The sequence below is a fragment of the Stenotrophomonas sp. DR822 genome, from assembly GCF_019793815.1.
GTDB classification, from domain to species: domain Bacteria; phylum Pseudomonadota; class Gammaproteobacteria; order Xanthomonadales; family Xanthomonadaceae; genus Stenotrophomonas; species Stenotrophomonas indicatrix.
This window is the reverse complement of the sequence record NZ_CP081826.1, coordinates 2,913,541-2,925,380: the sequence shown is the minus strand read 5'-3', so window position 1 is coordinate 2,925,380 and position 11,840 is coordinate 2,913,541. Positions and strand designations below refer to the sequence as shown.

Genomic DNA, 11,840 nt, shown 5'->3' with positions numbered 1-11,840 from the left:
CCGGTCGGCAGCGCTTACTTGACCTTGGCGTAGGTGCCCTTCAGGGCCACGCCGGCGACGAAGGTACCGGCCCAGCACTCGTAGTTGGTCGCGCTCTTGAACTCGTTCTTCTTGTAGTAGCTGACGATGTCGACCACGGCGTTGGCACCGCGCGACTTGGCACCGTCCTGCAGGGCCAGCAGTGCCGACAGCGCGACCCAGTTGCAGGCCTCGACATCGCTCTTGTTGGCGGCGTTGGTCTTCTTGTTGGTCACGTCTTCGCCCAGCCGCTGCTGCACGCTGACCGGCTGGCCGGCCAGGTAGAAGCGCACGCTGCCGTCGATGCCGGCATCTTTGGCGGCCTGCGAACTGATCAGCTCGCGCAGGGACTGTTCGACGCGGGTATCGCGCGCCGAAGCGGTGGAAGTCAGGGCCAGCAGCGCGGTGGCAGTGGCGATCAGCAGGGTGCGGCGCATCGGAACGTCTCCTTGTTGGGGTGCGGGTACGGCGGGGTCACGCGCTCCAGCGGCGGAACACCAGCGAGGTGTTGATGCCGCCGAAGGCGAAGTTGTTGCTCATCACGTACTCGGCCTGCAGCTCGCGGCCTTGCCCGGTGATGAAGTCGAGCTGGCCGCAACGCGGGTCCACCTCGACCAGGTTCAGGGTGGGCGCGAACCAGCCGGCGCGCATCATCTCGATGCTCATCCAGGCTTCGAACGCGCCGCAACCGCCCAGCATGTGGCCGACGTAGCTCTTCAACGAGCTGATCGGCACGCGGCTGCCGAACACCTGGGCGGTGGCCTGGGTCTCGGCGATGTCGCCGTGGTCGGTGGCGGTGCCATGGGCGTTCACGTAGTCGATCTGCGCCGGCTGCAGACCGGCGTCTTCCAGCGCCAGGCGCATGGCCTGGGCCATGGTATCGGCGCTGGGCTGGGTGACGTGCTGGCCGTCGCTGTTGGTGCCGTAACCAACGATCTCGGCGAGGATGGTCGCGCCGCGTGCCTGCGCGTGTTCCAGATCCTCCAGGATCAGCGTGCAGGCGCCCTCGCCCAGCACCAGGCCATCGCGGCCGGCATCGAACGGACGCGGGGTGGTGTGCGGTGCGTCGTTGCGCGTGCTGGTGGCAAACAGGGTGTCGAACACCGCCGCAGCCGTGGCGTCGAGCTGTTCGGCACCACCGGCCACCATCACCGTCTGCTTGCCGCTGCGGATCGCTTCATAGCCGGCGCCCACGCCCTGGCTGCCCGACGTACAGGCGCTGGAAGTGGTGTAGACACGCCCGGACAAGCCGAAGAACACACCGATGTTGACCGGCGCGGTGTGGCTCATCATCTTCAGGTAGGTAGTGGCGCTGATGCCGTCGGTGGTGAACTCATGCAGCATGCGGCCGAATTCGCCGGTGGCTTCGTGGCTGCCCGACGACGAGCCATAGGCCACGCCGGTACGGCCACTGCGCAGCACCGGGTGCTCGAACAGGCCCGCCTCACGCAGGGCGACCTCGGTGGCGCGCACCGACATGATCGCCACCTTGCCCATCGAGCGGGTGGTCTTGCGGTTGTAGTTCGGCGGCAGCTCGTAGTCCTGCGCCGGCGCGGCAAGCTTGGTGTTCAGGCCCGCATACACATCCCATTCCGGCATCGAACGCACCGCATTGCGGCAGCTGCGCAGATGGGCCTGGATGGTCGGCCAGTCGTGGCCGAGCGGACTGATGGCGGCAGCACCGGTGACCACCACGCGACGATCGGCGGCCATCAGATCATCCCTCCGTTGACCGAGATCACCTGGCGGGTGATGTAGCCGGCCGGCTCGGACAGCAGGAACGCGACCGTGGCCGCCACTTCCTCGGGACGGCCGACGCGGCCGGCCGGGATCAGCTTCAATGCGTGTTCGACCACTTCTTCGTTGAGCATGTCGGTCTCGATCAGGCCCGGGGCCACGCAGTTGACGGTGATCTGGCGGCTGGCCAGTTCCAGCGCCAATGCCTTGCTGGCACCGATGATGCCGGCCTTGGCCGCACTGTAATTGACCTGGCCACGGTTGCCGGCCACGCCCGACACCGAGGACAGGGTGACGATGCGGCCCGGCTTGCGCCGCCGCACCATCGGCATGATCAGCGGATGCAGCACGTTGTAGAAACCGTCCAGGTTGGTGTGGATCACCTGGTCCCAGTCGTCCTCGGACAATGCCGGGAACGCGCCGTCACGGGCGATGCCGGCATTGCACACCACGCCGTAATAGGCGCCATGTGCCTCCACGTCGGCCTCCAGCGCAGCACGCGCGGCAGCACGGTCGGCCACGTCGAAGGCCAGCACGCGCGCCTGCCGGCCCAGCGCCTGGATCTCGTCGGCCACCGCCTGTGCTTCTTCCACACGGCTGCGGCAATGCACCACCACGTCGAAGCCATCGCGCGCGATACGCAGCGCAATGGCCCGGCCGATGCCCCGGCTCGCGCCGGTCACCAGCACGCTTGGATTCCCTGTCATGCCTGTCCACTCTCCAGATAGGCCATCGAGTCGGCCGGTTCGAACACCGACACGTTGGCAACCGCCCATTCTTCTTCGCCTGCCAGGATGCGGCAGGCGAACATCCCTAATCCATTGTCGCCCAACAACTCGCAACGCGCCTGTACCTGCAGGCGGGTGCCACTGGGGAAACTGCTGCGCGTGCTGGTGTAGCGCCGGCTGCCAAGCAGGAAGCCCAGCTGCGGCGGGTTGCCGGCCGTGCGTGCGCGGCAGCCGGCCCAGGCAGCGATGGCCTGGGCCATGTATTCGATGCCGACCCATGCCGGGACCGCACCGTCTTCGATGAACAGGCCGGCCTCGGGCACCACCAGTTCCGCCTCGATGCCTTCCTGGTCCCAGCGCAGGATGCGGCCCAGCAGGCACATGTCCTGGCGGTGCGGCACCACCTCTTCGATGGCATACAGCGGCATGTTCATCGGCGCTCCAGTGCCAGCACGGCATTGCTGCCGCCGAAGGCGAACGAATTGCTCAGCACCCGCCGCGGCAGCTGCTGCAGGAAGGTCGCCGGGGCTACCAGCGGCAACGCCGGCAGCGCCGGATCGGCCACGCCGTCCCACCAGTGCGGCGGCAGCTGCTGCTGCGGATTCCCGGCCAGCACGATCCAGCACAGCGCCGCTTCGATCGCACCGGACGCCCCCAGCGTGTGGCCGGTCAGTGGCTTGGTCGAACTGGCCGGCACGGCGGTGCCCAGCACCTGCGCCACGGCGTGGCTTTCCATGGCGTCGTTGTGGCCTGTCGCGGTGCCATGCAGGTTCACGTAATCCACTTCCGAAGGTGCCCAGCCAGCACGCTGCAACGCCTGCTGCAGGGCATCGATGGCACCCAGCCCCTGCGGGTCCGGTGCCGACATATGGTGCGCGTCGGCCGACTCACCCCACCCCGCCAGGCTGACCGGGCCGGCATCGCGGGTCAGCAGGAACAGCGCGGCGCCCTCGCCGATGTTGATCCCGCAGCGATGCTGCGAGAACGGATTGCAGCGCACTGCGGAGACCGATTCCAGCGCACTGAACCCAGCAACGGTGAACCGACACAGCGAATCGGCACCACCGGCAATGACCGCATCGACGATGCCCGAACGCAGCATGCGCGCGGCCGACATCAACGCCTTGGCGCTGGACGAACAGGCCGTGGACAGCGTCCAGGCCGGGCCCAGCGCACCGCTGCGCTCACGCACGAACTGCGCGGCGGTGCCCATTTCCTGCTGTGCGTAATCGAACCCTTCAGGCCAATGGCCGTGTTCGGCGCGGGTACGCAGCGCCTGTTCGGATTCACCGATGCCCGAGGTACTGGTGCCCAGCACCACCGCCACACGCTCGGCACCGTAACGGTTGATGGCATCGGCAACGGCCGGCGCGATCTGCGCCAGTGCCACGTCCAGCAGGGCATTGTTGCGGCCACGCAGGGACACCGGCAATTCTTCCAGTGTCGGCAGCGGGCTGTGCACCTCGCCCAGCGCGAGGGTGCGACCCGGCAGCAGGCTGGCGTTGTCGCTCAGGCCGCCGGGCGCATCGGCAAACAGCGCAGCAGCCACCGCGGTGCGGCCCTCGCCCAACGCGCAGACCACGCCGAGGTCGTTCAGGAAAATGGGAGCGCTCTTCATTCCTGGCCGGCCATGTCGATCGATTCGATGCGCAGGGTGTAGCCCTCGGCGCGGTTGTCCAGCTGCACGCTGCCATCGCCCAGGCGCTGCAGCTGCAGCCACACGGTGCCGTCGCGGGACAGGCTGCGCTGGCGGCCGTCGTCGTTCACCTGCCAGCCGGCCGGCAGCGCGGCGGCAATGGCGTCCGTCGGCCACAGCGCGAACTGCAGGTCATCCAGTACGCGTTCGGCACGTACCTGTGGCGGCAGCCACGGTGCACGCTGCTGGGTCAGCTGCTGGCCGTCCCACTGCAGGCGCACGCCGGTCTGGCCCATCGCCTGCACGGCCAGCCGCACCTGCTGCGCGTCGGCTTCCAGCAGCGCATCCAGATCACGCTCGTGGCTGCCGAAGCGGAAGTGCAGTTGCTGCTGCAGGGCCAACGGCGCCGGCAGGCTGGACGGTGCCAACCGCAGCGGCGGCAGGTCGACCAGCGGCCGCGGCATGCGGCTGGCACAGGCGGCCAGCAGCAGGCACAGCAGGACCGCGGAGAGGCGGACGATCAGGCGCTGCACAGTTCCTCCAGCACGCGCATGCGACGGCCACTGTCGTCGGCCACATACGGATTGTTGGTGTCCCAGGCGTAGCCGGCCAGGATGGAGCTGATCATGTCGCGCACCTGCGGCTGCTGGTCGGGGTGGTAGATGATCTTCTGGAAGCCGCCCTGGTACCAGCTTTCGACGAAGCGGCGGAAGGTTTTCACGCCGGCACGCAGCGGAATCGAGAATTCGCTTTCCCAGTCCACGGTCTCGCCCGCGTAACGGCGCTTGAGGCATTCGCTGGCCAGCTGCGCCGACTTGAACGCGATGGTGACGCCGGAGGAGAACACCGGGTCGAGGAACTCACCGGCGTTGCCCAGCAGCGCATAGCCCGGGCCCCACAGCGAGCTGACATTGGCCGAATAGCCGGTGATGCGGCGCACCGGCAGCACCGCCCATTCGGCATTGGCCAGCAGCGAGGTCAGGTTCGGATCCTCGCCGACGATGGCCTGCAGCTTCTGCAGGTCGTCGCCTTCGTAGCGCTCGAAGAACGATGGCTCGGCGACCACGCCCAGCGAGCAGCAGCCGTTGGAGAACGGAATCGTCCAGTACCAGACGTCGATGTGCTCGGGATGGGTGGTGATCAGGATCTTGTTGCGGTCGAATTCCGCTTCGGCCGGGATGTTGTCGCGCACGTGGCAGAAGATCGCGCCCCGCACCGGAAAGTTGGACGGTGATTCCAGGTCCAGCAGGCGTGGCAGCAGGCGCGCGAAGCCAGAGGCGTCGAGGATGAAATCGGCTTCGATGCGGTACTCGCTGCCATCGGGGCGGCGCACGCTCACCAGCGGCTGCTCGCCCGGCTCGACGGACAGCACTTCGTCACCGAAGCGCAGGGTCGCGCCCATGCGCTCGGCGCCACGCGCCAGCACGTTGTCGAAGTCGGCGCGCTGCACCTGGTAGGTGGTGCCCCAGCCCGGCGAGAACTTCTTCCTGAAGTCGAACGCGGTGCGCGCATTCCCGTGCACGAAGGCCGCGCCGTTCTTGTACTGGAAGCCCGCCTCGACCACGTCCTGCAGCAGGCCCGCCGCTTCGATGTATTCCATGCTCTGCGGCAGCAGGCTCTCGCCGATGGAAAAGCGCGGGAACTGCTGGCGCTCCAACATCAGTACCTTGCGGCCCTGCTGGCGCAGCATCGCCGCGGCCACCGAGCCGGCCGGGCCGGCGCCGATGATCAGGATCTCGGTACGTTCCACGTCTTCGTGGCGGGAAGAATCAGCGGCATCCACAGCAGTAGTCATCGGTGCGTCCTTGTTGCTCGATCAGGTGGAAAAGCGGAGGAATCGGAATGAAGCGTGCCCGGTCAGGCCGGCGGAGCGTCATGCGGTGGCGGCCGGAACAGCGGCGAGATCAGCCACACCAGGCCGATGCCGAACAGCAGGGTGAGCCCGAACGCACGCAGCGCCGGCGTCTGCGAAAGACCCAGCAGGCCGAACGACAGCCAGGTGCTGGCCGCACCCACGCATACCGCCAGCCAGGCGCTGGCATCGCCGCGGTGCTCGATCAGGAAGATGCCGTAGTCGATGCCCATGCCCAGCAGCAGCATCAGCGCCAGCACGTTGAACAGCTGCAGCGGCTGGCCGAACAGGCCGAGCAATCCAAGGGTGAGTGCACCGGCCACCAGGGTCGGTGCGAATACGCGCCAGGCCTGGCGCCGGTAGCGCAGCCACAGGGCGCCGAACACCAGCACGATGCCGACCAGCAGCAGGCCGCCCATCAGCTTGCGGTAGTGGCCCAGCAGCTGCGAGAAATCGGCCGTACGGTCGACCCAGCGCACGCCGTCCAGGCCTTCGGCAGCGCCGCGCAGGGTGGCCAGTGCATCGGCACGCGACAGGTCATCGACCATCACCACGCTGATCATCTGCCCGCCCACGTTGCCGACCCACAGGTGGCGGAACGGCTGCGACGCCGGCGACGCGAGGAAGGCCTCGGCGCTCAGCGGCGCCGCTGCGAATGCGGGGCGCTGCAGGGGCTCGCCCACCGCTTCGCCCACTGCGGCCAGCACGCCGGGTTCCACCCTGGCGGTCAGCGCCGCATCGGCCTGCTGCCGCGCGGGCGACGGCAACCAGTCACTGATTGCGCGGTAACCGCCGATGCGCTTGTCGTGGGTCAGTTCACGCAGGCGCGTGGTCAGCGCTTCTTCGCGCTGCAGCAGTTGTGCGGCATCGCTGCCCTGCACCAGGTAGAACTGCGCCGGGCTGGGCATGCCCAGCAACTGGCTGAGGCGGATCTGCTGGGCCATCAGCGCCGGCGGCGACGACTGCAGGCTGCGCAGGTCGTCGTTGCTCTGCAGGCGGGCGATGCCGATGACCGACACCAGCGCGGCCACGCCGAGGAAGATCGCCAGCGGGCGACGCCCGTGCAGGCGCGGGAAACGCTCCAGCGTGTTGCCCAGCCACTGCGCGAAGCGGGTGGTGCGGATCTCGCCACCGTCCAGCCACGGGAACCAGAAGATCACCGTGAGGAAGGCAGCAGCCAGCCCCACCACCGAGAACAGCGCCATCTGCCGCAGGCCGGGGAACGGCGCCAGGCCCAACGCCAGGTACGCCAGCGCACTGGTCAGCAGCGCCAGCCACAGGCCCGGCAGCAGATGCCGCAGCAGCTTCCAGCGACGGTCGGCCGGCTCGGCCTGGCGCGACGCGAACCAGTGGATGCCGTAGTCCTCGGCCACGCCGACCAGCGAGGCACCGAACACCAGGGTCAGCACATGCACCTTGTCGAACACCAGCACGGTCACCGCCAGCGCCACGCCACAACCGATCAGCAGCGAGGCGGCAACCAGCAGGATCGGCCGCAGCGAGCGGAACGCCAGCCACACCAGCAGCAGCACCGCCGCCAGCGAGCCCCAGCCGATGGTGTTGATCTCCTGGTTGGCCTGCACGGCAGCCGCTTCGGCATGCAACGGCACGCCGGCATGCAGGATCTCCAGATCCGGTGCAGCGGCCTTGGCCGCCTGTCCGGCGCGTTCGAGCAGGCCATCGAGATGACGCTCGCCATCGAGCCTGAAGGCCGAGCCCGGCGTATCGAACTGCAGCGCCGCCCAGTGCTTGCCTTCGGCCTCGAGCAGGCCGTCATCGCCCAGGCGCAGGCCGGAGCCCTGGGCCTGCTGCTGCCACCACTGCGGCCACAGCGACAGCGGATCCTGCCGCCACTCGGTCAACCGCGGCGCGCCCATCGGGCCGTACAGCGCGCCGAGTGCCTGTTCGGCCAACGCACCGGGTTCGGCCTGCTGCAACTGCTCGCGCTGGGCCGGGGTCAGCAGGCGATCGCGGTACGGTGCGTAGAACGCACGCGCTTCATCGAACCAGCCTTCGATCGAACCACTGGGCACCAGCAGCGCGCTGTCGGCATCACTGGCCATCGCCGCGGCGAACGCGGCCTGCGCGCGCTTGGCAGCGGCACCGTCGGTACTGCCGAGCAGCACCACCACCTGCCGCGAGCTGCCATCGGCAATGCGCCGGGTGACGTCGCTGAGCAGGCGGTCGTGCGCGTCCTGCGGCAGCAGGGCAAGGATGTCGGTGTCGATCCGCGACTCCTGGCTCCACAGGCGCCACTGCTGCGCACCCAGCACCAGCAACAGCAGCAGCCAGGCGATACCCAGCCAGTGCCACCAGCGGCGCAGGCGATCCGGTGCGGCGCTGTCACTCAAAGCGGCGCGCCTCGTCGGCGTTCAACGTGGCCGGCGCTTCGCTCAGCGCAGTGAACTGGATGCGGGTGCGATCCTGGTTGGCTTCGATGATCTCGACCTGGCGCACGTAACGGTCGCCCTGCAACGTCAACGACTGGAAGGCCTTGGCCAGCATCGCCGACTTCGGCGTCAGCTTCAGGCGCCAGCCCTGCCCTTCACGGGTGGCCTCGACGTTGAACTGGCTGGACAGTGCCTGCACGTCACCGCTCATCAACGCGAACATGATCGCGTTGACCGAGCGCATCGCCGGCTGCTGGCGTGCGTCCAGTTCGACGCGGGTGCTGCCATCGCGCTGGCGGCTGAGGATGCGGTCGGCAGTGACCACCACCTCCGACGGGAACGGCTTGAGCGTGGACCAGATCACGCCGTGCTTGCGCGCGACCACGAACTGGCCCTGCGAACGCAGCGGGTTCTTGAAACCGCTGACCTGCTTTTCCTGGGTGAACTGCCCGCGCAGCACGTCCGGTCGGGCGACGGCCTGGGTGATGGCATCGACGGCGGCATCGGCCGCCTGCACCAGCGGTGCGGCCACCAGCAGCAGCGCGCACAGCAGCACGCGCGTAAGACGAAGGGATCGGTTCACGGGGCAGGCACTCCAAGACGCTGCCACAGCACCGGCGGGCACTGGTACAGCATTTCCTTGCTGGCCGCGTCGACCGCGACCTGGATGGTCATTGCGCGGGTCAGCACCTGGCCGCTTTCCGCATCGAGGATCTCGTATTCGATCTTCAGCCGGTTCTCCCACTCGACGATGCGCGAGCGCACGCGCAGCGCCTGGCCGAACAGCAGCGGCCGCACGTACTTCACCCGGGCGTCGACCACCGGCCACAGGTAGCCCGATTCGAGCATCTGCGGATAGTCGTAGTCGTAGCGCTTCAGCAACGCGCAGCGCGCGATCTCGAAGTACTTGAAGTAGTTGCCATGCCAGACCACGTTCATCGGATCGCAGTCGTGGAAAGCGGGGGCCAACTCGACCTCGCCGACCAGTTCATTACCTTCATTCACCGACATACAGCTCCCAGCGTTGCGCGCGGATCTCCACCAGCAGTTCCCGCAGTTCGCGATCCAGCGCGCGGTCTTCTTCGACCAGGGCGATGCGCTGCCCCAGGTCGGCGTACATATCGGCCAGACTGCCATGCAGCTGCGCGTTCATGCCAACCCGTTCGCGCAGCGCCAGGCCCTGACGGGCAGCGATCAGCATGGCCGCCACCACCTGCTCAGTCAGTTCGATCACGCGCAGGCAGTCGCGCGCGGCGATGGTGCCCATGCTGACCTTGTCCTGGTTGTGGCATTCGGTGGACCGTGAGAACACCGAGGCCGGCATGGTCTGCTTCAGGGCCTCGGCCGTCCACGCCGAAACGCTGATCTGCAGCGCCTTCAGGCCATGGTTGATCGCCGCCCGCGGGCCAGTGGCCGCCGACAGGTTGGCCGGCAGGCCGTGGTTGTAGCGGGCATCGACCACCAGCGCCAGCTGCCGGTCGAGCAGGTCGGCGATGTTGGCAACCGTATTCTTCAGCGTGTCCATCGCCAGCGCGATGTGCCCGCCGTAGAAGTGGCCACCGTGCAGGATGCGCTCGCCGTCGGCATCGATCAGCGGGTTGTCGTTGGCGCTGTTCAGTTCGGTTTCGATCAGCTGGCGCAGGAACGGCAGGGTGTCTTCCAGCACGCCGATCACGTGCGGCGCGCAGCGCAGCGAGTAGCGGTCCTGCAGGCGCTGCTCGTTGCGCGGCGGGCGCTCGCTGTGCAGGTCGCTGCGCAGGCGTGCGGCAATGCGCGACTGCCCCGGGTGCGGCTTGGCGGCGAACAGGGTTTCATCGAAATGGTGCGCGTTGCCATCGCTGGACAGCACGTTGAACGCGGTCAGGCGCGTGGCCATGCGTGCCAGGTAATCGGCGCGCTGCCAGGCCAGGCAGGCCAGGCCGGTCATCACCGCCGTGCCGTTCATGATCGCCAGGCCTTCCTTCGGCCGCAGCTTCAGCGGCGTCATCCCGATCTTCGCCAGCACGTCGGCAGCCGGCTGTACGCGGCCGTCGTGCAGCACCTCGCGTTCGCCGCACAGCACGGCCGCCACGTACGACAGCGGGGTCAGGTCGCCACTGGCGCCCACCGAGCCTTCGGCCGGAATCAACGGCAGCACATCGTGCTGCAGCAGCGTGGCCAGGCCTTCCAGCAACGGCACGCTGACGCCGGACATGCCGCGCACCAGCGAGGCCAGGCGGGCGGCCAGCACGGCGCGGGTCTCGGCCGGGTCCAGGTAACGGCCCAGGCCGCAGCCATGGTAGGTGTACAGGTGGTGCGGCAGCTCGGCGACCAGTGCCGGCGGAATGTTCACCGTGCACGAATCGCCGTAGCCGGTGGTAACGCCATAGATGACGCCATCCTCGCGAAGCAGGCGGTCGAGGAAGTCGGCACCACGCTGGATATGTGCGCGGAACGCCGGCACATCGCTCAGCGCGGCCTCGCACTTGCGCTGGGCCAGGGCGACCACGTCTTCGATGGTCAGCGGTGCATCGCCGAAACGGCACACGGGTACGGCGTCAATCGTCATGAGGAGCCTGATCCCAGAAGGGGAAGAAATTGAACCAGTCCAGCGGGGACTGGATGACCTGGAGTTCCAGCCAGCGCGCGAAGCGCTGCGCCTGTTCGGCCAGTGCGGCATCGCGCGAACCGCGCGGCAGCACCACGCGGTCGGCGAACTGTTCGAATGCCACCCGATAGCCGTCGCCCTGGTGCAGGCACGACATCGTGTAGACCGGGCAGCCGAGCGCGGCCGCCAGCACGTAGGCGCCGATCGGGAACGGCGCGCGGTGGCCGAGGAAATCCGCCATCACGCTGCGCCCGCCCTGCACCGGCACGCGGTCGCCGACGATGGCGACGAAGCCCCCCGAGGCGACCTTGTCGGCCAGCATCATCGCCGTGGCCGGGCCCATCTCGGTGACCTGCACCAGCTCCACCGCGGCCAGCGGGTCCAGCCGCTGCAGCAGCCGGTTGAAGCGCTGCGCGTGCGCGGTATGCACCAGCACGGTGATGCGGAAGCCCGGCACCTGCTCGGCCAGCACCTGGCACAGTTCCAGGCAGCCGATATGCGCGGTCAGGATCAGGCCGCCTTCGCGGCGCGCAATCCTGCCCAGCACCAGGTCACGCTGCAGGCGGATGCGCTCGGGCGGATAGCGGCCGCCGAGGCCGAGAATCTTGTCCAGCATCGTGTCGGCGAAGCTGAAGAAGTGGCGCAGGCTGTCACGCCGGGTGGGCGCATGGCCCAGCGCACCGGCATGGGCCTGCAGCCGCTGCAGGTACTGCATCGAGGCCTGGCGCCCGACGCGGTTGCCCAGCCAGTGGCAGGCCACGACCGGCCACACGCAGAGGTGGAACGGCCAGCGCCCGAACCAGCGGTGCACCCAGCACAGCAACAGCACGCCGGCAACCGACGTGGACTCGCCGATGTCGGCCCAGTGCGGGGCGTCGTGCGCGTGGCTCAT

12 protein-coding genes are annotated in these 11,840 nt (G+C 68.3%); all 12 read right to left on the bottom strand.

The window, feature by feature from the left end; genetic code table 11:
- Positions 1-14: 14 nt before the first annotated feature.
- A complete protein-coding gene (locus K5K93_RS13425) occupies positions 15-455 on the bottom strand; it encodes a hypothetical protein (RefSeq protein WP_025877987.1) in 441 nt (146 codons plus the stop codon).
- A gap of 37 nt (positions 456-492) precedes the next feature.
- Positions 493-1,731: a beta-ketoacyl-ACP synthase gene (locus tag K5K93_RS13420; protein WP_025877989.1), complete on the bottom strand. Its 1,239-nt coding sequence runs from the start codon at positions 1,729-1,731 to the stop codon at positions 493-495.
- Positions 1,731-2,462, bottom strand: a complete 732-nt coding sequence (locus tag K5K93_RS13415) for a 3-ketoacyl-ACP reductase FabG2 (protein WP_025877991.1) — start codon at positions 2,460-2,462, stop codon at positions 1,731-1,733. Before K5K93_RS13415 ends, K5K93_RS13420 begins: the two co-directional genes overlap by 1 nt.
- Positions 2,459-2,917: a hotdog family protein gene (locus K5K93_RS13410; protein WP_222388147.1), complete on the bottom strand. Its 459-nt coding sequence runs from the start codon at positions 2,915-2,917 to the stop codon at positions 2,459-2,461. The genes K5K93_RS13415 and K5K93_RS13410 overlap by 4 nt, the downstream gene beginning before the upstream one ends.
- Entirely contained in the window at positions 2,914-4,101 is a 1,188-nt protein-coding gene (locus K5K93_RS13405; protein WP_140225349.1) for a beta-ketoacyl-[acyl-carrier-protein] synthase family protein, read from the bottom strand. Before K5K93_RS13405 ends, K5K93_RS13410 begins: the two co-directional genes overlap by 4 nt.
- Positions 4,098-4,652, bottom strand: coding sequence for a DUF3261 domain-containing protein (locus tag K5K93_RS13400; protein WP_222388146.1), 555 nt, complete (start codon positions 4,650-4,652; stop codon positions 4,098-4,100). Before K5K93_RS13400 ends, K5K93_RS13405 begins: the two co-directional genes overlap by 4 nt.
- Positions 4,640-5,914: an NAD(P)/FAD-dependent oxidoreductase gene (locus tag K5K93_RS13395; protein ID WP_222388145.1), complete on the bottom strand. Its 1,275-nt coding sequence runs from the start codon at positions 5,912-5,914 to the stop codon at positions 4,640-4,642. The genes K5K93_RS13400 and K5K93_RS13395 overlap by 13 nt, the downstream gene beginning before the upstream one ends.
- A gap of 62 nt (positions 5,915-5,976) precedes the next feature.
- Complete coding sequence (locus K5K93_RS13390) at positions 5,977-8,322, bottom strand: MMPL family transporter (protein ID WP_222388144.1); 2,346 nt, start codon at positions 8,320-8,322, stop codon at positions 5,977-5,979.
- A complete protein-coding gene (locus tag K5K93_RS13385) occupies positions 8,315-8,944 on the bottom strand; it encodes an outer membrane lipoprotein carrier protein LolA (RefSeq protein ID WP_049466720.1) in 630 nt (209 codons plus the stop codon). The genes K5K93_RS13390 and K5K93_RS13385 overlap by 8 nt, the downstream gene beginning before the upstream one ends.
- Positions 8,941-9,372 carry an acyl-CoA thioesterase gene (locus K5K93_RS13380; RefSeq protein ID WP_025878003.1) on the bottom strand — a complete coding sequence of 144 codons (432 nt, stop codon included), beginning with the start codon at positions 9,370-9,372 and terminating at the stop codon, positions 8,941-8,943. Before K5K93_RS13380 ends, K5K93_RS13385 begins: the two co-directional genes overlap by 4 nt.
- Positions 9,359-10,909, bottom strand: coding sequence for an aromatic amino acid ammonia-lyase (locus K5K93_RS13375; protein WP_025878005.1), 1,551 nt, complete (start codon positions 10,907-10,909; stop codon positions 9,359-9,361). Before K5K93_RS13375 ends, K5K93_RS13380 begins: the two co-directional genes overlap by 14 nt.
- A complete protein-coding gene (locus tag K5K93_RS13370) occupies positions 10,899-11,840 on the bottom strand; it encodes an acyltransferase (RefSeq protein WP_132823665.1) in 942 nt (313 codons plus the stop codon). The genes K5K93_RS13375 and K5K93_RS13370 overlap by 11 nt, the downstream gene beginning before the upstream one ends.